The organism is Oscillibacter sp. PC13, from assembly GCF_900115635.1.
Classification (GTDB): domain Bacteria; phylum Bacillota; class Clostridia; order Oscillospirales; family Oscillospiraceae; genus Oscillibacter.
In genome coordinates this window covers 100,829-120,960 of the sequence record NZ_FOXE01000008.1, presented here as the reverse complement: position 1 = coordinate 120,960, position 20,132 = coordinate 100,829, and the positions used below count along the sequence as shown (strand labels likewise).

Sequence of the window (20,132 nt, the reverse complement as noted above, 5' to 3'; positions counted from 1 at the left end):
GGAGGCCCCTCCTAAAGAGGGGACCTCCGCTATTATGATCGCAGGGCTTTGTGTCTTACCGCAGGTTGAAGAAGGCCTTCATCCCGGGATATTCGGCAATGTCGCCCAGCTCCTCTTCAATGCGGAGCAGCTGGTTGTACTTGGCCACCCGGTCGGTGCGGCTGGGTGCACCGGTCTTAATCTGGCCGGCGTTGAGGGCCACAGCAATGTCCGCGATGGTGGCATCCTCCGTCTCACCGGAGCGATGGGAAACAATGGCGGTGTAACCGGCCCGGTTGGCCATCTGGATGGCATCCAGGGTCTCGGTCAGTGTGCCAATCTGGTTGACCTTAATCAAAATGGCGTTTGCCACCTTTTTCTCAATACCGGTGGACAGGCGCTCCACATTGGTGACAAACAGATCGTCACCCACAAGCTGGACACGGCTGCCGATGGCCTCGGTCAGCATGGCCCAGCCCTCCCAATCGGTTTCGGCCATGCCGTCTTCCAGAGAGATGATGGGATAGGTGTCGGCAAACTGTTTCCACATCTCCACCAGCTGCTGCGCCGTCAGCTTGGTGCCGGATTTGGGCTGGATATAGCACTTCTGATCCTCGTCCCACCATTCGGAGGAGGCGGCGTCAATGGCAATTTTGAAGTCCGCGCCGGGCTGATAGCCGGCCTTCTCAATGGCCTGGACAATCACTTTCAGGGCATCCTCATCCTTGCCCAGGTTGGGCGCGTAGCCACCTTCGTCTCCCACGCCGGCCGCAGGTGTGCCGTTTTCCTTCAGCACGGTCTTCAGGGTATGGAATACCTCCGCGCAGCGGCGCAGAGCCTCCCGGAAGGTCGGTGCGGAAACCGGCATAATCATGAACTCCTGAATCTCCACATTGTTGGTGGCGTGAGCGCCGCCGTTGAGAATGTTCATCATGGGAACAGGCAGCATTTTGGCGTTGACACCGCCGATATAGTTGTACAGAGAGGTGCCGAGAGACTCCGCAGCTGCCTTCGCGCAGGCCAGAGAAGCGCCCAAGATGGCATTGGCGCCCAAGCGGGATTTATTGGGCGTGCCGTCCAGCTCTATCATGGCCTTATCGATGGAGGTTTGATCCAGAACGTTCATGCCGATCAAGCACTCCGCAATTTCTGTATTGACGTTCTGCACAGCCTGGGTCACGCCCTTGCCCAGATAGCGGCCCTTGTCTCCGTCCCGGAGCTCGCAGGCCTCATAGATACCGGTAGATGCACCGGAGGGTACAGCAGCACGGCCCATGGTGCCGTCCTCCAGATAGACCTCCACCTCCACGGTGGGATTGCCGCGGCTGTCCAGGATCTCGCGGCCGATGACATCGACGATCTCAAGAATCTGTTTCATAGAAATTGATCTCCTTTTATCAGTTTGATCATGCGGGTTTCAAGTTTGTCCTGTTTTTCCCTGGGATTTGGTGCTTTTACGGATTCATTATATCGGCAAACGATTACCCTGTCAAGCAAGGGAAGAAAACTACGCTGCACGACAGGGCGGCCAATTTTTCAAATGATTTTCTGTGGGAAATGCCGGAGAACCCGGTATCATTTCATTTAAAAAAGGAACCTCCGGTACGACAAATATGCTCCCTGCCAAAAGCCGCTGTTTCACTTGGAAATGCTGCCTCCACCTGTAGCAAAGAACAGCGGCAGGACACTTTGTGTCCTGCCGCCGCTTGTCTATCTTGTTTGGATACACACTGTCAGCACGGCTGTGCTTTTTTACAGTACGTTCATCAGGTTGAACGCCAGAATCAGACCAGAGAACACGATGGAAACCGTGGAGCACAGCTTGATCAGAATGTTCAGGGAAGGGCCGGAGGTATCCTTGAAGGGATCGCCCACGGTATCGCCCACGACAGCGGCCTTATGGCACTCGGAACCCTTGCCGCCGTGATGGCCGCCCTCGATATACTTCTTAGCGTTGTCCCAAGCGCCGCCGGCGTTGGACATGAACACAGCCATAGCAAAGCCGGTGACGGATACGCCGCCCAGCAGGCCCACCACACCGGTAGGTCCGAGGATGAGGCCTGTGGCAATGGGTACAATGATGGCCAGCAATGCGGGAGCAACCATTTCGCGAAGCGCACCCTTCGTGCACAGGGCCACGCAGGCTGCATAGTCGGGATCCGCCTTATAGTCCATGATCCCTGCAATCTCACGGAACTGACGGCGAACCTCCACCACGATGGACTGGGCAGCCGTCTGTACTGCGCTCATCGTAAAGGCAGAGAATACGAAAGTCAGCATGGCACCGATGAACATACCCACCAGAACCGTCGGGCTGGTCAGGGTGAAGTTCAGAGTTTCGGTGGTGTTTTCCTGAACAATGTTGACGTAGGACACCAGCAATGCCAGAGCAGTCAGAGAAGCGGAGCCGATGGCAAAGCCCTTGCCGGTGGCAGCAGTGGTGTTGCCCAGGGAATCCAGAGCATCCGTGCGCTCCCGGACGGTCTCAGGCAGGCCGCTCATCTCGGCAATGCCGCCGGCATTGTCGGCCACGGGGCCATAGGCGTCAGTAGCCAGGGTGATGCCCAGGGTGGACAGCATGCCCACGCCGGCAATACCAATGCCGTACAGGCCCTGGTTGAAGGCGGCGGTGAAGGCACCGGCCTCGTCCACAATCACGGTGGAGCCGCCCGCCGCAAAGTAGCTGACCAGAACCGCCGCAGCCACAATCAGAATGGAGGTCAAGGTGGACTTGAGGCCCAGGGAAATGCCGCCGATGATAATGGTGGCGGATCCAGTCTCAGAGGCAGCCGCCAGATCCTGAGTGGGCTTGTAGGTATCAGAAGTGTAGTACTCAGTGAAATAGCCGATGGCGCAGCCGCCGATCAGGCCGCAGAGAATGGCAATATACACGCCCCAGCTGCCCAGAATGTAGTAGGTCAGAGGCGCAGCCAGAACAGCAGAGAGAACGGCTGCCGTATAGGTGCCGGTCCGCAGGCTCTTCAGCAGGGACTGCTGGGTGGCGTTTTCCTTGGTCTTCACCAAGAAGGAGCCAATGATGGAGCAGATGATGCCGCACACGGCCAGCGCCACAGGCAGCAGCATGCCGTTCCAGCCGTATCCGCCCACAGCGCCCAGCGCAAAGGTGGCCAGAATGGAGCCCACGTAGGACTCATACAGGTCGGCGCCCATGCCGGCCACGTCGCCCACGTTGTCGCCCACGTTATCGGCGATGGTGGCGGGGTTCCGGGGATCATCCTCGGGAATGCCGGCTTCCACCTTGCCCACCAGGTCTGCGCCCACGTCAGCGGCCTTGGTATAGATACCGCCGCCCACACGGGCAAATAGGGCCATGAAGGAAGCGCCCATGCCGTTCATGACCATGATGTTGCCCAGTTGGACAGGATCATTGATGCCGAAACCATAGCGCAGGATGAAGAACCACAGGGTAATGTCCAGCATGCCCAGGCCCACCACGGTAAAGCCCATCACGCTGCCGGAGGAGAACGCCACCCGCAGGCCCTTATTCAGGCTTTCAGAGGCGGCCTGTGCCGTCCGGGCATTGGAGTTCGTCGCGATCTTCATGCCGATGAAGCCAGCCAGCATCGACCAGATGCCGCCGGTGACAAAGGCAAAGGGGGTGAACTTAGAGAGCATCGTTCCGTTTGTGGCAAACGCCATTGCCAGAAGAACAAGGAACACCACGACGAATACTTTCGCTACCGTGGTGTACTGGTGTTTCAGGTACGCATTTGCGCCCTCCCGAATGGATGCCGCAATTTTCTGCATCTTTTCTGTGCCCTCGGAATAACTCATGACCTTTTTTGCCTGCATAACCGCAAACAGTCCAGCCACAATTGCGCCGAGGAACCCGATCCAGAACAGGTTTTCCATGTTTTTTCCACTCCTCGTAATATTGTGTTTCACAGTGCCTATTTATTCTAGCACAGACGCCTGATTTTGCAAGAAAATCTTAGGTAATTTCATACGTAAGCGTTCTTATTTTTACGTTTTAACAAAAATTCATCATGAACTCCATCTTTTTTTGTCCCTTTTGGCAGAGCCTTTTCCCGGTCTATTTCTGTGTTTGTTTGTTTTTTTAAAATCACCCCGGGCCATACGGCCCGGGGCAACGATCTTTTCTGTGTTTTCTGCCTTCAATCCGGCAGCTGAAAATTTGTGAACACCCATCTTCCGTCCACCTGTTCATAGGAAAACACATAGCTCTCCATTCCTGTGACAGTAATCCGGTCATTGTCCAGCAAGTCCACTGCCACTGTGACAAAATAAGCGGTATTGCTGTCCTGCTCTACTTCCGTACGGACTTCTCCTACGTACGGATCCCTTTCCCTGCCTCTTAAAAATCCATACAGCCCCCCGTCTATATCCAAATAGGGAGGATGTTCTCCATTCACATCCAGAAGGCGTTCCACCACTTCCTCTGAAAACAGCCCCCGCAGATATACCCGGAGATCCTCCACATTTTCCAGTCCGGGATAATCCACCCGATAATAAAGCCTTCCGTTCACGCTCCGGGTCTCGCCTGTGGTAGGCAATGGTGTCAGGTCAAACCACTCATATGCTGCAACTGCGCGGTCATATGCGGAAAGGATCTCCTCCTCTGTCAATGTCCGGGCCATAGCCTCTGTCCGGGAGGCTGCCAGTATCGTTCCCTCAGATACCGGCTCTCCCGCCGCAGATGTATTTTGTTCCGTGGGTATGCGTTGTTCTGCCGCGTTCCCATCCGCGGCGGGCTGTAGCCCACACCCTGTAGGAAGGAGCAGCAATGCCAACAGCAAAAACAGCACGCTCCTCTTTTTCATCATTCCCTCTCCTTTTTGGAAAACACAATTTCTCTCAGCACGCAGATTTCTTCTGTTTTTATTATACCACCTTTCTACAGAAAATCCATATAATTTCCAGTCTTTTCAGGCCTTCTGCAAAAAAATACCGTCCAAAATGATTGGGCGGTATCTCCATATCCGGGGCTTCGTTTATTAAAAACCGGACCGCCGTCCGGAAATACATCACAAGTGCCGGCCGCTGACTACAGAAATCTTTCGTCCTGTCAGCCGCAGCCGGAAGGCGGCGCGGGATCCAACCTGTTAAGCAGAAAAAAATCCACGCCCGCCGGCGTGGCCTTCTTTTTCTACATTTTTACCGCTCGCTCCGGGTCCAAGTGTCGTCCGTAAAAATCAAGTCATCCACGTCATCGAATACAAATTTTCTCAGCATCATTCTGCATCCCTCCTTTCCTTTTATTGTATTTTTATCATAGCAGGGTTCTCTTTATTTTGCAAGATCAAAATTGTATAATTTACATAAAATTAACACGCTTTTTTATTCAATATGTCAATTCCGCGTAAGAGCTCTCTTCAAGGTTTCAAAAATTTGTAAAAGGCCTGTGAAAAACGCACGGAAAGCCTGCGAATCTGCTTCTTTTTCCGATGGTTCTTTGTACATTTTTTCTCTCGCAAAGCCGTGCGCTTCTATGCTATACTAAGGTGTATTCATTTGATACAGTTCAGGGACACGTACATGTTGGATTCCTGATTTCTCATTTTGCGGAGGAGGTCCCTGGATCATGGCAAAGCGTCCGCGGAAACGCCGTCCTTGCCGGACGGCCTGCTTTTTGTTGTTGGCTGCTTTTTTGATTGGCGGCTTCCTCTGGTGGGATAACCGCACACTGCAAGTCACCCGGTTCACCCCATCCTTTGCCTCGCTCCCCATTGGTTTTGACGGATGCCGCATCGCCGTTCTCAGCGATCTGCACGGTGCGGAGTTCGGTGAGAATCATGAGGATCTTTTTTCTGCCGTAGAGGCAGAGCAGCCGGACTATATCTTCTATCTCGGGGATTTGGAAGACCGCTATCGGGGCCCTGCGGCCGGATACCCGGCGTCAATTGCGAACGGACTCTCCGCCATTGCCCCAACCTACTATGTCACAGGCAATCACGAGTGGGCCATCGGCGGCGTACCGGCATTGAAGGAAACCCTTGCGGCCCATGGCGTAACTGTGCTCTCCAACCAGTTTGTAGCGCTGGAGCGGAACGGAGATTCCATTGTGCTGGCCGGCATCGACGACCCCAACGGCTATGCCGATCAAAAAACGCCGGAGGAGCTGGCCTCTGAGCTCTATGCATCCTGGGGCGATCCCTTCTGGATTCTGCTGGCCCACCGCAACGACCATTTTGAAAGCCAGTACAGCCTGCTGGGCGCGGATTTGGTGGTATCCGGACACGGCCACGGCGGCATTGTTCGCCTGCCCTTTACCGATGGGCTGCTGTCCACTGACCGGACGTTCTTTCCCTCCTACACCGCGGGGCTGTATGAAAAGAACGGATCCGCCCTGTTCGTCACCCGTGGGCTGGGCAATTCCGGGCCGCTGATCCGTGTGTTCAACCGGCCGGAGATTGCGGTAGTGACTCTGCAAAAAGGATAATCTCAAATTCGTTCGGCATGCTTCCGACGGATGTGCTGCCAAGCAGACTTTAAGGCGGGCGCTTCCTTCGGTATGGCATTCTGCTGCGAATCGCTGATTTCTATGATGTCTCCGTGGATTGACTGATGGGCCGCACTGAGATCCAATCTGTCACCTACTGAAAGGATTTTTTCATGACCGAGTTTCACGCCGGACAATTTGACGTCGCCGTGATTGGCGCCGGCCATGCCGGGATTGAGGCAGCGCTGGCCGCCGCCCGGCTGGGGATGGAGACCATTGTCTTTACCATCAACCTGGACGCAGTGGGCAATATGCCCTGTAACCCCGCCATCGGCGGCACCGGCAAGGGCCACCTGGTCCGGGAGCTGGACGCCTTGGGCGGCGAGATGGCACGGGCCGCCGATGCGTGCTGCATCCAGTACCGTCTTCTGAACAAGGGCAAGGGACCTGCGGTCTGGTCCCTCCGGGCCCAGGCGGACCGCCGGAAGTACCAGGAGCGGATGAAGCATACCCTGGAACAGCAGGAACGCCTGACCGTCCGTCAGGGTGAGGTGGTAGAGGTTCGGGCGGAGGGCGGCGCGGTCTCCCAGGTGGTTTTGACCACCGGCGCGGTATTCGATGTACGGGCCGTCATCATCGCCACCGGCACGTATCTGGCCGGCCGCACCATCATCGGTGAGTGTGTGGAGGACTCCGGCCCCGACGGGATGCACCCGGCGCGGCGGCTGACGGAGTCCCTGCTCCGCCTGGGACTGCCTCTGCGGCGCTTTAAAACCGGCACGCCGCCCCGGGTAAACGCCCGCAGTGTGGACTTCGGCGCCATGGAGCTGCAGCCTGGAGATGAACTGCCTGTTCCCTTCTCTTACTCCACCCAGTCTCCGCCGGAAAACCGGGCCGTCTGCTGGCTCACGTGGACTACGGAGGAAACCCGGCGGATTGTGCAGGAGAATCTGGACCGCTCTCCCATTTACTCCGGAGTTATCGAGGGCATCGGCCCCCGGTACTGCCCTTCTTTTGAAACCAAAATCGTCCGCTTTCCGGACAAGCTCCGCCATCAGCTGTTTGTAGAGCCCATGGGGCTGAATACAGAAGAGTTGTACATTCAGGGTTTCTCCTCCTCCATGCCGGAGGAGGTGCAGGTACGGATGCTCCACAGTGTCCCGGGGCTCACCCATGCGGAGATGACCCGCCCCGCCTATGCCATCGAGTATGATTGTATCGATCCCCTGGCCCTGAAGCCCACTCTGGAGACAAAGGCAGTTTCCGGGTTATACGGTGCCGGTCAGTTCAACGGCTCCTCCGGGTACGAGGAGGCAGCGGTGCAGGGCTTTGTTGCGGGCGTGAACGCCGTTCGCAAACTGCGGGGGCAGGATGATTTCGTTCTCTCCCGCAGCGAGAGCTATATCGGCACTCTGGTTGACGATCTGGTGACCAAGGGCACCAACGAGCCTTACCGCATTATGACATCCCGCAGTGAATACCGCCTCTTGCTGCGACAGGACAACGCCGATGCGCGGCTGACCCGGAAGGGCCACGAAATTGGTCTGGTATCTGCGGAGCGGCTGCGGGCAGTGGAGGACAAATACGAGGCTGTCCGGCGGGAGATCTACCGTCTGACCCATACGGGCGCTTCTCCCTCTCCCGCCCTCTCCGCCTTTCTGGCGGAAAAAGAGACAGCGGATGTCACTGACGGTTGTCCCCTGATTTCCCTGCTGCGGCGGCCTCAGCTCCATTATGGGGAGCTGGCTCCCTTTGACCCCACCCGTCCAAGCCTGCCGGAAGATGTGGCAGAGCAGGTGGAGATCTCCGTCAAGTACGAGGGATATATCCAGCGGCAGCAGAAGCAGGTGGCGGATTTTCAGAAGATGGAATCCCATAAACTCCCACCCGATCTGGACTACAGCGGCATCCAGGGCCTGCGGCTGGAAGCCCGGGAGAAGCTGGATGCTGTGCGCCCTCTGGATCTGGGACAGGCCTCCCGCATCTCCGGCGTCAGCCCGGCAGACATTGCGGCTTTGATGATCCATCTGGAAAAATAGCCGTTTTTTGTCCGGGAACGCGTCCTCCGATAGATTTCAGCGGCAGGACGTTCCGCAGCTTTTTGATTTGTTGGATTTTCGGGACAGGCGGCCGCAGCCTCTGTCCCCGGTATTTGAGAGAGAAAAACTGTCTATACTGCAAAGGAAGGAAGCTTTCCATGATTATTGATCTGACACACACCATTACGCCGGAAACTTTCGTCTATCCCGGCACTCCCGCCCCCTCCTTCTCCGTCACGCGCTCCATCACCCGGGACGGCGCCCGGGAAACACTGTTGCAGGTTGGATCTCACACAGGAACCCACATGGATGCTCCCCGGCATATTCTGCCGGATGGCTTTGGCTTGGATCAGCTGCCCGCCTCCCAATTCTGCGGACGGGCCGCTGTGATTAACGTTTCCCACTTGGCTCCCGGCAGTGTCATCACCGCTGATTTTCTGCGGGAGCAAAACGGCTATCTTCGCTCCGCCGACTTCGCGCTTTTCTATACAGGCTGGGAGAAAAAGTGGGATACGCCTGCCTTTTTGGATGACCCCTTTCCCATTTTGGATGCGGAAGCCGCCCAGTATCTGGTGTGCTGTGGACTCAAAGGCGTGGGGACTGACGCCATCAGCGTGGACGCGCTGTCCGATGCAGGGTTTACCGCTCATCACGTTCTGCTGAACGGCGGCCTCGTCATCGTGGAAAACCTGTGCCTGAAAAAGCTGGTAGGTCGGCGGGACATCATGTTCTTCGCCCTTCCGCTGAAATTTGAAGATGCCGACGGCGCGCCGGTTCGTGCCATTGCGGAGTTTCGTGATTTTCCGGAGCCGGAGGAAAAGGAGATGCTGGAGAAATGAGGAAATTTCTCGCCATCCTGGTGTGCAAAATGGGCCGGGCAGTTGGAAAGCTGGTGGGCAAGGGCAGTTCCATGCCCGGAAAATTTGCCCTGAAGATCTGTCCGGATATTTTGCGGCAGGTGGAGCTTCCCCAGCATGTCATTGCCGTCACCGGCAGCAACGGAAAGACCTCCACTGTGGAAATGATAGCTGCGATTCTCCGGGCGGGCGGCAAAACAGTGGTTTACAACGAGGAGGGCGCCAACCAGATTGAAGGCGTCACCACGATGGTGCTAACACACGCCACCTTTGGCGGCCGGGTCAACGCAGATGTGCTGCTGATTGAGTCTGATGAGCGGTATGCCGCGCACAGTTTCCAGTTTTTCCACCCCACGGAGTTTGTCATTACCAATCTGTATCGGGACCAGATGACCCGGAACGGTCATCCAGAGTGGGTATACGATGCCATTCTCCCCGCTATCGCTCCGGAGACAGAGCTTATCCTCAACGCGGACGATCCCCTGTCCAGCTGCTTTGCAGACGGCCATGAGCGGGTACAGTGGTTCGGTTTGGACCGCTGCAGCACGGATACGGATGCTCCCACCGGCGTGTATCATGACGGTGCTTATTGCCCTGTTTGCCATGCCCCCATGGAGTATGACTATGTCCACTATAATCACATCGGCGCCTACCGGTGCACCAAGTGCAGCCACTGCAAACCAAAAACGGACTATACTGCCACCAGCCTGGATCTGGAGCGGGGCTCTCTGACCATCGATGGCACCGTCACCATTCAGCTGGCTTTCCGCAGCATTTACAATGTCTATAACATTCTGGCTGCCTATGCGGCCTGCCGCCGGGTAGGTATCGCTCAGGACACCATTGCCGGTGTTATCAACAACTATATTCTGAAAAATGGGCGGATGCAGAAGTTTATCCTGGGAAATCACCATGGCGTGCTGCTGACCTCCAAGCACGAAAACAGCATTGCCTACGACACCAACTTGCGTTATATTGCCTCCACCAGATCCGATTGCGTGGTGTTGGTCATTGTGGACGCCGTGAGCCGCAAGTACTTCACCAGTGAGACCAGCTGGCTGTGGGACATTGATTTTGACCAATTGAATGTCCCACACGTCAAAAAGATTTTGTTGGCCGGACAGTACTGCAATGACTTGGCAGAGCGGTTTTCCTTTACCGGCATTCCGGAGGAAAAACTGGAAGTGCAGCCAAGCATTCCGAAGACTGCCGCCCGTTTGCAGGACGGTGCAGAGCAAGCCCTGGCCGGCAGGGAGGATCTGTATGTGGTCACCTGTTTTTCAGATCGGGACAAGCTGCTGACCCTGCCGGGTGTGAAAAAGGAGGCGTAAGGCGATGGAATTTCGATTCATCCATTTCTATCCCGATCTGATGAGCCTGTACGGCAGTTACGCCAATCTCTCCGTTTTGAAGCGGTATTTGGAGGAACTCGGAAACACTGTGGTAGTGGAATCCGTGCTTCCCGGCCAGGAGATTGATTTGGCTGGAGCGGACTTCCTTTTTATGGGGGCCGGCACGGAGCGTGCGCAGAAAGCAGCGCTGGCAGATTTTATGCGCTGCAGCGATGCGGTGAAGGCCGCGGCGGAACGCGGCACCGCGATGCTGTTCGCCGGAACCGCTATGGAGCTGCTGGGAAAAACCATCACCGACGCAGGCGGGACCATCTATGATGGGATGGGATTAGCAGACTTTGTGGCGGTACAGGGTCCGCACCGTATGGTTGGGGATGTTTATGGGGTTACCGATCTTTACTCCGGTGCGGTTGTTGGCTTTATGAACAAGTGTGCTCATATCACCGGTGTCAAAACGCCGTTGTTGACCTCTCTGGCCATGGGATTTGGCAACGAGGCAGAAGGCGGCCCTGAGGGATTCCACTGGAACCATGTATTTGCCTCTGAATTGACAGGTCCCCTTTTGGTGAAAAATCCCCGTCTTCTGGATACAGTGGCCGATGCAATTCTTCGTCAGCGGAATGCTTCGTTGCCAGAGGAGCGCCCTGCGAACCGCTGGGCGGACGGCAGTTATGCCATCACCGCGGAGCAGCTGCGGTTGCGCTGCGAAGCACAGAAAACAACAAAATAAAACGAAGCGGGGACTGCGGTTCCCGCTTTTTTATGGCTTTATTGGGCATCTGACGCAGCCCAAAGACACGGTCTGTTCCAGCCATATGCCGTAAAAGGAAGTTTTTATGGAAACAATTTTATATCCGGCGGCGTGTTCCTGGCGGCACCGCTCTTCGCAACGCCTTTTCCTCCCATTTGGCCGGTGTTGCAGATAGCAGCCGGCTTTCGGTGAGCAAAAATGCTGGGCCTGCAGAACAAATGTCTGCGGGCCCAGTGTCTGTTATTCCGTATCACTTAAAACCTCGTTGTGCTTATCCACCACGCGAATATCCAGATCCCGGTAACTCTCCGTCCCCGGATCCTCTGTCAGGCACAAAATGCGGGAGGAACGGTACTCTGTATCCAGCTGTTTCCCATCTACTGTAACCTCACAATAAGGGCTGAAGTTTTCTCCGGTTACCATCCAGTTCTTTCCCCATGGATAAAGGCCTCTCACTGTGATGGGAACCATCCCCATCTGCATGTCCGTGGGTTCATACGGCGAGGTGTCCCCATAAAGATACCGGCGTCCGTACAGCACATCATACTGCAGCAGTTTCAAGTCCAGGCGATAGGTGGGTTCTTCCCTGCAAACCTGATGAAAGCGGTTGAGAAATCCCGTGGTGATTCCGAGCTCCCCCAGCACTGACGCTGACAGCTGATAGGATGCCAGATCCTCATCCTGCTTTTCCAGCCCAAAGTTGTTCCAAACCACGTAACGGGTTCGATACAGGCTGCCGCTCTTCATGTCATGCGTTTCTAAATTCAGCGCAGGCAGATGGTCGCCGTAGAGCACCAAAACGGTTTTTTCACTCCGTTCCTCCAGAGCCGATGTCAGTTCGCCCACAAAGGTATCCATCTCCCGGATCTGATTGACATAGTACTCAAAGGCATACTGATATTCCTGATCCGGGCAGGCCTCTACCGTAATCGCAGGATCCACCAGAACCTGGGTTTTTGGATATTTCCCGTGTCCCTGAACAGAGACGGTAAACACCAGATCCGGCTGGTTTGGTGTCGCGTCCAGCGCCTTGACAATTTCTCCGGTCAGGATACGGTCCTTTGCCCAGTTTTTAGGGGTCATTTCTGCCTTTGGCATATATTCCAATGAAGTAAAATCATCAAACCCCAAATTTGCATATACCTGGTTGCGGCTGTAAAACGTGGCCCGGTGGTTGTGAATCGCATGGGTGGCGTATCCATTTTCCTTTAAGTCATAGGCCACAGATTCCGCCGTTCGGTCCAGCATCCGTGTCTCATAGGGATACTCTCCAGGGCCAAAAAACCGGGTGCTCATACCAGTGAGCATCTCAAACTCCGTGTTGGCAGTGCCCGCTCCTACCACCGGAACCGTCAGGTAGCCGGAGGCATACTGTTCTGTCAATGCCGTCCAGTTTGGCACTGCGTTTTCCGACAGTTCCAGCCCTTTGATCTCATTGGGATCCACGAAAGACTCCAGCTGCACATAAATGATATTTACATCCGTCTGGGCAGGCGCCGCCTCCGCCAGCATATTTTCCTCCACCCGCGCCTCCACTGCCCGGACGGAAGAAGCCTGATATCCGATGGGGCGGGGAATTCCCTTGTTCAGCCAGGTTTCAAGAAAACAATAAGAAAAGCCGTAATCCTCATAGGCAAATGCCAGGTTGGAAAAAACCGTGCTCAGCTGCCTGGTTTGAAAGGCCGCCGACCAACTGGCGGCCAGCGCGCCGCCGCTGATGATCAAGGCCAGCAGACCGGACAAAATCCGCCGGCGCCCACCGGCAGGACTTTTGGGCCCACGCCAAAACAGCAGAATCAGCCCCACAAGCAGGCCAATCAGCCCTGTTGCCAGCAGGGCGATATACCCTTTGGAAAGGTAGTTGGGCAGGGTATCCAGACCGCTGTTCAGGACAGTCAAATCCGCGATGGTAAACGGTGTCATGCGGTTCAGCAGGATAAACCCATTGGCCGCGCCCGCGGCCAGCCAAACCGCCGATGCCAGCACACACCAAAACACCTGACGCCGGAGAAACATGGCCGGAACCAGCGTTGCCAGGACAAGCATCACATTGACCAACAGGGCCAGCGGCGCCTCGGTCACAAATTTCAAGAAGGTGCCCAGGCCTTCTGTAAATGTCTTGTGGTTAAAAAGTTCAATGACCAACGTATCCAGCAAGGCCAGCAAAACCATATACAGGAACGCTCTGCGTTCCTGCGGATGCTTGGCATCCGGGGCCGCAGAGGTCTTTCTCTTCCGTTTCATAATAGCCTCCTCTTTGATAGACTGAAAGATTATAGTCCTTTGGCCCCGGAGTTTCTACCTCTTTTTATAAAATTTTTGATTGTTTTTTACACAGGTATTGGAATGGCCCGTCACACGGTTGCTTGGCAGCCTGTCTTGAGCAGCATATTGAGGCAGGCCGCTTACCCAGCTCTGTTTTTTCCTGTTATCCGCGCAAAAAGGCCACGGGAAGCTCCCGTGGCCTTTTTATCCGGTTGAACAGGGGATCAGCCCTCGTACATGCTCTTCAGCTTGAGCAGATGCTCATACCGTGCCTTTGCAGCCTCCTCGGATTTCTCAAACAGCACAGTGGCGCGTTCCGGGAACTCACGGGTAAGGCGGCTGTAGCGGGCTTCGTTCATCAGGAACTCCTGATAGCCGCCGGCCGGCTCCTTGGAATCCAGGGTGAACTTGGCGCCCTCGGCAGTGGGATTAAAGCGGAACAGGTTCCAATAGCCGCAGTCCACAGCACGCTTCATTTCCTTCTGGGCATTCATCATGCCGCCCTTGATGGAATGCATCTCGCAGGGAGAATAGCCGATGATCAGGGAGGGACCGTGATAGGCCTCGGCCTCCTTAATGGCTTTCAGTGTCTGCGCAGGATTGGCACCCATGGCCACCTGTGCCACATAGATATAGCCGTAACTCATGGCAATCTCCGCCAGGGACTTCTTCTTGATCTCCTTGCCGGCCGCGGCGAACTGTGCCACCTGGCCGATGTTGGAGGCCTTGGAAGCCTGTCCGCCGGTATTGGAATAGACCTCGGTATCGAAGACGAAGATGTTCACATCATTGCCGGAGGCCAGCACATGATCCACACCGCCGAAGCCGATGTCATAGGCCCAGCCGTCGCCGCCGAAAATCCACATGGACTTCTTGCACAGATATTCCTTATCCGCCAGGATAGCCTTGCTGTACGGGCAGTCGGGATCGGCCTCCAGTTCGGCAATCAGCTTGTCGGTGGCGGGCTTATTGGCAGTGTAGTCCTCCATGGTGGCGAGGTATTCCTCGCAAGCAGCCTTCTTGGCGGGAATGGTCGTCACTCCGGCCAGTTCCTTGATCTGCTCAGCCAAGCGGCTGCGGGTGGCCTGCTGGCCCAGGAACATGCCCAAGCCGTGCTCTGCGTTGTCCTCAAACAGGGAGTTGGACCAGGCAGGGCCATGGCCGGCCTTGTTCGTGCAGTAAGGAGAGGTGGCAGCCGGACCGCCCCAGATGGAAGAGCAGCCGGTGGCGTTGGAGATATACATATGATCGCCGAAGAGCTGGGTAATCAGGCGGGCATAGCTGGTCTCGGCGCAGCCTGCGCAGGAGCCGGAGAATTCCAGCATGGGCTGCTTGAACTGGCTGCCCTTGACGGTATCGTCCTGCATGTCCTTCTTCTCAGCGACCTTCTCCACGCAGTAGCCCCAGACCTCCTGCTGAGCGGCCTCCTGCTCCTGGGGAACCATTGCCAGGGCATCCACCGGGCACTGGCCCACGCAGACGCCGCAGCCCATGCAGTCCAGAGGAGACACGGCCATGGTATACTTGTACACGCCCTTGCCCTTGCCGGCCTTCACATCCACAATCTTAGCGGCGGCGGGGGCATTCTTGGCCTCCTCCTCCGTCAGCGCGTAGGGACGGATGGTGGCATGGGGGCAGACATAGGCGCAGTTGTTGCACTGGATGCACTTGGTGGAATCCCAGGTGGGGACGCTCACCGCCACGCCGCGCTTTTCGTAAGCGGCGGCGCCCAGCTCAAACTGGCCGTCCACGTGCTTGACGAATGCGGACACAGGCAGGCTGTCGCCGTCCATCTTGCCAACGGGATCCAGGATGGTGCTCACCTGCTCCACCAGAGCGGCAGGGCCCTCGTGCTTGACGCCGGTGTTCTCATCCTTCGCATCCGCCCAGTCAGCCGGCACATCGAACTTCTTGTAAGCAGTCGCGCCGGCGTCAATAGCCTTGTGGTTCATATCCACCACATCCTGGCCCTTCTTCAGGTAGGAGTGGGTGGCAGCGTCCTTCATGTACTGGACAGCCTCTGCGCCAGGCATCACCTTAGCCAGAGAGAAGAACGCGGACTGCAGGATCGTATTGGTCCGCTTGCCCATGCCGATCTTGGCAGCCAGATCGATAGCATCAATGGTATAAACCTGGATGTTATTCTTTGCGATATAGCGCTTGGACGCGGCATCCAGATGGTGACTCAGATCCTCATCACTCCACTGGCAGTTGATCAGGAAAGTGCCGCCGGGCTTTACGTCGCGGACAATGGGGAATCCCTTGGTGATGTAAGCGGGCACATGGCAGGCCACAAAGTCGGCCTTATTGATGTAATAAGAAGACTTGATGGGCTTATCACCAAAGCGCAGATGGCTGATGGTCACGCCGCCGGTCTTCTTGGAGTCGTACTGGAAGTACGCCTGCACATATTTATCGGTGTGGTCGCCGATGATCTTGATGGAGTTCTTGTTGGCGCCCACGGTGCCGTCGCCGCCCAGGCCCCAGAACTTGCAGGCGATCGTGCCGGCGGGAGCCACGCTGGGAGCGGGCCTCTCCTCCAGGGAGAGGTGCGTGACATCGTCCACGATGCCGATGGTGAACTGACGCTTCATCTGATCCTTGGCCAGCTCCTCATACACGGCAAAGACGCTCCGGGGCGGCGTATCCTTGCTGCCCAGGCCGTAACGGCCGCCGATCACCTGGATATCGGTCTTGCCGGCATTGGCCAGCGCGGTGACAACATCCATGTACAGGGGCTCACCCTGGGAGCCGGGCTCCTTGGTACGGTCCAGAACGGCGATCTTCCTGGCAGTGGCGGGAATGGCTGCAATCAGCTTGTCAGCCCGGAAGGGGCGGTACAGGCGAACCTTCACCATACCGACCTTCTCGCCCTGGGCGGTCATGTAGTCGATAACTTCCTCGGCCACGTCGCAGATGGAGCCCATGGCGATGATGACGCGGTCTGCGTCGGGCGCGCCATAATAGTTGAACAGCTGATAGTCGGTGCCCAGCTTCTCGTTGACCTTGCCCATGTACTTCTCCACCACATCGGGCAGAGCATCATAATAGGGGTTACAGGCCTCACGATGCTGGAAGAAAATATCGCCGTTCTCGTGGGAACCGCGCATGTTGGGGCGCTCGGGATTCAGGGCGTGCTTGCGGAACGCGGTAACAGCGTCCATATCGCACATTTCCTTCAGATCCTCGTAATCCCATACAGCCACCTTCTGGATCTCGTGAGAGGTCCGGAAGCCATCAAAGAAGTTAATAAAGGGGACACGGCCCTCAATTGCGGCCAGATGGGCCACAGGAGCCAAATCCATGACCTCCTGGGGATCATTCTCGCACAGCATGGCAAAGCCGGTCTGGCGGCAGGCCATGACATCAGAATGATCGCCAAAGATATTCAGCGCGTGGGTGGAAACCGTACGTGCAGAGACATGGAATACGCAGGGCAACAACTCGCCGGCGATCTTATACATATTGGGAATCATCAGCAGCAGGCCCTGAGACGCGGTATAGGTAGTGGTCAGCGCACCGGCCGCCAAAGAGCCGTGAACCGTTCCGGAAGCGCCAGCCTCAGACTGCATTTCGCATACCTTGACCGTCGTACCGAAAATGTTCTTCTGGCCGGCCGCAGACCACTGGTCGACCAGGTCCGCCATGGGAGAGGACGGGGTAATCGGATAGATACCCGCCACTTCGGTAAATGCATAGCTGACATAGGCAGCAGCATTATTACCGTCCATGGACTTGAACTTTCTTGCCATAAACTTACCTCCTACAATTTGCTGCCCTGGGCAGCAATCTTAAGCCAAACACGAAATCCAGATAAAACTCCCCCGGAATTTTCATGCGATAGTATTATATCACTTGTCCTTTTCTCTGTAAACCAGGACTTTGTTATTTTTTACACAATTTTTTCCTTTTCTGCGTAAAGTCCAAAATATTTTCCTTTTTTTAGGCACTTTTCGAATTCAGTGTTCCCTATTTCGTCAATTTGTGGTAAACTTCAAGAAGCATTCCTCCAGATTTTCATTGATTTTCCAGCCGGTTTTTATGCCGGTGCAGACGGGGTGGTATGAATGGTCGTGACGGTGCGCTCCATGGGGCTGAACGGCATCACAGGGTATGAGGTCAGCGCGGAGTGTTTTCTCTCCGGCGGGCTGCCCGCCTTTGATGTGGTGGGTCTGCCGGACACCGCGGTGCGGGAGGCCCGGGAGCGGGTGCGGGCTGCGGTGAAGAACTGCGGCGCCAAATTCCCGGTCAGCCGCATCACGGTCAATCTGGCTCCCGCCGGTCAAAAAAAGGCCGGAACAATCTATGACCTGCCCATTTTTGTGGGAATTCTGGCCGCCGGCGGCGATCTGCCTCCTCTGCCGGAGGACGCGGCCTTTTTGGGAGAGTTGTCCCTTACCGGATCCCTGCGCGGCGTTGCGGGTGTTTTGCCGATGGCCCTGGCCGCCCGGGAGGCGGGCGTGCGCCAGCTGTTTGTTCCGGCGGAGAATGCCGCCGAGGCCACGCTGGCATCCGGGCTGACGGTATACGGCGTGCCGGACGTCCGTTCCCTGGCGGCTCATCTGCGGGGGGAGAGCCTCCTCTCTCCGGCCCCCGCCTGGGCACCGGAGCCTGACCGCACCCCCCTGCCGGATTTCCGGGACGTGATGGGACAGGAAAACGTGAAACGGGCGCTGGAAATTGCCGCGGCGGGTGGGCACAATCTTTTGATGATTGGCAGTCCGGGCGCCGGCAAGTCCATGCTTGCCAAGCGGCTGCCCTCTATTCTGCCGGATATGAGCCGGGACGAGGCGTTGGAGGTCTCCGGCATTTGGTCCGTAGCAGGCCTGACGGATCCTTCGCAGCCGCTGCTGACCAGGCGGCCCTTCCGCGCGCCCCATCACACCGCCTCCGCCGCGGCGCTGGCAGGGGGCGGCCCGGCCCTCCGTCCCGGAGAAATCTCCCTGGCCCATCACGGGATTTTGTTTCTGGACGAACTGCCGGAATTCCGGCGGGATGTACTGGAGGCCATGCGGCAGCCCCTGGAGGAGGGCGAGGTCACCGTAGCCCGGTCAGGCGGCACGCTGCACCTGCCCGCCCGGTTTCAGCTGATCTGCGCCATGAACCCCTGCCGCTGCGGCTGGCGGGGGCATCCGTCCGGCAAGTGCACCTGCTCCGACCGGGAGGTGGAAAAATACGTGCAGAAGATCTCCGGCCCCCTGCTGGACCGGATTGACCTGCATGTTCACGTCCCCTCCGTGGAGTATGAGGCCATGCGGCGGAGAGAAACACCGGAATCCTCAGCGGAGGTCAAGCAGCGGGTGGACGCCGCCCGGGCCATTCAGACCGCCCGTTTGGGCGGGAGCGGCGCCGTCTGCAACGCCCGGCTGTCCCCGGCCCAGCTGGCGGCGCATTGCCGCCTGGACAGCCGGGGCGAGGCGCTGATGAAGGCCGCCTTCTCCCGCATGGGGCTGAGCGCCCGTTCCCACGACCGGATTCTCCGGGTAGCCCGGACCATCGCGGATCTGGACGGTGCGGCCGACATTGGCCCGGATCATCTGGCCGAGGCGATTTCGTTCCGAAACACGGATATTTTAAGGGGATAGGTTTGGCCCCCGCCGCGGCATGCGCGGCGGGGGCCGTTTTAATATTTATATAGGTATCGGGTGGGCTGAATTTTTCTACTGCACGGCATGCAGCAAGCCGTGCAGGAACCTCCCCACACTATATAATAGTGTGGGGCTTGGCCAGCCCCCTGAATTTTCCCCCAAAAACAACGAAAAAGGAGACATTTCATTTGCTGCAAACGACCAATTATCAGCTCTGTCAGTGGGAACCCTCCGACCGGATTCTCCGGACAGACTTCAACCGTGACAACAAAAAAATTGACACCGCCCTGGCGGCGGCCGCCGGACAGTCCATTCTGCGGCCGATTCGGGAAATCGTAACCACAGAAAGTGCCACCAGTATTCGAATACAGTTAGACGACATCGACTGGAGTCAGTGGCAGTCTATCGTGGTGGATGCGGAACTGCTCTCCAACAACAAGGGAACCGTCAAAATTGAGTTTGATAATAGCACCGAGGTTGGATCCGCATACAGTAATGGAGAAAGCGTACAGGAATCGTCCCGATATGGTCCCAGCCGACTGATCTTATTTTGCAACCAGAATGTCCAATGCTCGGTCAATGCACTGTCACTTTGCTATCAAACGGCAGAATTTCTTCCGCTTTCCCACCGCTTCAGCTACATCTCCTATTTGGACTATTCCGGCGCCATCACCAATCTGACTTTCGCCGTCGGATGCCGGTTCCGAATCTGGGGGGTGAAGTGAGTTGCTGTTGATTTGCTGGCCGGACGGGCGGCAGGAGTTGGTGGAGAATCCCATTCCTGCAGAGCTCCCCACAGATCCGGAAGAATAAATAAATGCAAAAGCCCCGCACCGTATGGTGCGGGGCTTTTGTTATCTCAACGGAAAACCGTTTTTGA

General features: G+C 56.6%; 12 protein-coding genes. 7 read left to right on the top strand and 5 right to left on the bottom strand.

Features of this window, described 5'->3' with window-relative positions:
- Positions 1-55: 55 nt before the first annotated feature.
- The 3 genes from eno to BMZ81_RS06600 all read right to left on the bottom strand — a co-directional run bounded on the left by eno (position 56) and on the right by BMZ81_RS06600 (position 4,781).
- Positions 56-1,357: a phosphopyruvate hydratase gene (gene eno, locus BMZ81_RS06610; RefSeq protein ID WP_091130070.1), complete on the bottom strand. Its 1,302-nt coding sequence runs from the start codon at positions 1,355-1,357 to the stop codon at positions 56-58.
- Between the two features lie 374 nt (positions 1,358-1,731).
- The gene (locus BMZ81_RS06605) at positions 1,732-3,852 is read right to left on the bottom strand and encodes a sodium-translocating pyrophosphatase (RefSeq protein WP_091130067.1); all 2,121 of its coding nucleotides are present in this window, start codon (positions 3,850-3,852) and stop codon (positions 1,732-1,734) included.
- A gap of 263 nt (positions 3,853-4,115) precedes the next feature.
- Positions 4,116-4,781, bottom strand: a complete 666-nt coding sequence (locus tag BMZ81_RS06600) for a hypothetical protein (RefSeq protein WP_091130064.1) — start codon at positions 4,779-4,781, stop codon at positions 4,116-4,118.
- Between the two features lie 761 nt (positions 4,782-5,542).
- Here BMZ81_RS06600 and BMZ81_RS06595 point away from each other — a divergent pair.
- From BMZ81_RS06595 to BMZ81_RS06575, 5 genes are all read left to right on the top strand, one after another.
- A complete protein-coding gene (locus tag BMZ81_RS06595; RefSeq protein ID WP_091130061.1) occupies positions 5,543-6,400 on the top strand; it encodes a metallophosphoesterase in 858 nt (285 codons plus the stop codon).
- Between the two features lie 173 nt (positions 6,401-6,573).
- Positions 6,574-8,439, top strand: a complete 1,866-nt coding sequence (mnmG, locus tag BMZ81_RS06590) for a tRNA uridine-5-carboxymethylaminomethyl(34) synthesis enzyme MnmG (protein ID WP_091130059.1) — start codon at positions 6,574-6,576, stop codon at positions 8,437-8,439.
- Between the two features lie 158 nt (positions 8,440-8,597).
- Positions 8,598-9,278, top strand: coding sequence for a cyclase family protein (locus BMZ81_RS06585; protein WP_091130057.1), 681 nt, complete (start codon positions 8,598-8,600; stop codon positions 9,276-9,278).
- Positions 9,275-10,627: a Mur ligase family protein gene (locus tag BMZ81_RS06580; protein WP_091130055.1), complete on the top strand. Its 1,353-nt coding sequence runs from the start codon at positions 9,275-9,277 to the stop codon at positions 10,625-10,627. The genes BMZ81_RS06585 and BMZ81_RS06580 overlap by 4 nt, the downstream gene beginning before the upstream one ends.
- Before the next feature lie 4 nt (positions 10,628-10,631).
- Complete coding sequence (locus BMZ81_RS06575; RefSeq protein ID WP_091130052.1) at positions 10,632-11,378, top strand: type 1 glutamine amidotransferase; 747 nt, start codon at positions 10,632-10,634, stop codon at positions 11,376-11,378.
- 261 nt (positions 11,379-11,639) lie between these two features.
- On the opposite strand, the gene BMZ81_RS06570 is transcribed toward BMZ81_RS06575, so the two are convergent.
- A complete protein-coding gene (locus BMZ81_RS06570; protein WP_091130049.1) occupies positions 11,640-13,643 on the bottom strand; it encodes an LTA synthase family protein in 2,004 nt (667 codons plus the stop codon).
- A gap of 245 nt (positions 13,644-13,888) precedes the next feature.
- A complete protein-coding gene (nifJ, locus tag BMZ81_RS06565) occupies positions 13,889-17,416 on the bottom strand; it encodes a pyruvate:ferredoxin (flavodoxin) oxidoreductase (protein WP_091130046.1) in 3,528 nt (1,175 codons plus the stop codon).
- 315 nt (positions 17,417-17,731) lie between these two features.
- Between nifJ and BMZ81_RS06560 the strand changes: the two genes are divergently transcribed.
- Complete coding sequence (locus BMZ81_RS06560) at positions 17,732-19,249, top strand: YifB family Mg chelatase-like AAA ATPase (protein WP_091130045.1); 1,518 nt, start codon at positions 17,732-17,734, stop codon at positions 19,247-19,249.
- 191 nt (positions 19,250-19,440) lie between these two features.
- Entirely contained in the window at positions 19,441-19,977 is a 537-nt protein-coding gene (locus BMZ81_RS06555) for a hypothetical protein (protein ID WP_091130042.1), read from the top strand.
- Positions 19,978-20,132: the final 155 nt, after the last annotated feature.

Excerpts from the sequence above, each read along its gene's own strand:
- eno (WP_091130070.1), bottom strand. The coding sequence starts at position 1,357 with ATGAAACAGATTCTTGAGATCGTCGATGTCATCGGCCGCGAGATCCTG.
- BMZ81_RS06605 (WP_091130067.1), bottom strand. The coding sequence starts at position 3,852 with ATGGAAAACCTGTTCTGGATCGGGTTCCTCGGCGCAATTGTGGCTGGA.
- BMZ81_RS06600 (WP_091130064.1), bottom strand. The coding sequence starts at position 4,781 with ATGAAAAAGAGGAGCGTGCTGTTTTTGCTGTTGGCATTGCTGCTCCTT.
- BMZ81_RS06595 (WP_091130061.1), top strand. The coding sequence starts at position 5,543 with ATGGCAAAGCGTCCGCGGAAACGCCGTCCTTGCCGGACGGCCTGCTTT.
- mnmG (WP_091130059.1), top strand. The coding sequence starts at position 6,574 with ATGACCGAGTTTCACGCCGGACAATTTGACGTCGCCGTGATTGGCGCC.
- BMZ81_RS06585 (WP_091130057.1), top strand. The coding sequence starts at position 8,598 with ATGATTATTGATCTGACACACACCATTACGCCGGAAACTTTCGTCTAT.
- BMZ81_RS06580 (WP_091130055.1), top strand. The coding sequence starts at position 9,275 with ATGAGGAAATTTCTCGCCATCCTGGTGTGCAAAATGGGCCGGGCAGTT.
- BMZ81_RS06575 (WP_091130052.1), top strand. The coding sequence starts at position 10,632 with ATGGAATTTCGATTCATCCATTTCTATCCCGATCTGATGAGCCTGTAC.
- BMZ81_RS06570 (WP_091130049.1), bottom strand. The coding sequence starts at position 13,643 with ATGAAACGGAAGAGAAAGACCTCTGCGGCCCCGGATGCCAAGCATCCG.
- nifJ (WP_091130046.1), bottom strand. The coding sequence starts at position 17,416 with ATGGCAAGAAAGTTCAAGTCCATGGACGGTAATAATGCTGCTGCCTAT.
- BMZ81_RS06560 (WP_091130045.1), top strand. The coding sequence starts at position 17,732 with ATGGTCGTGACGGTGCGCTCCATGGGGCTGAACGGCATCACAGGGTAT.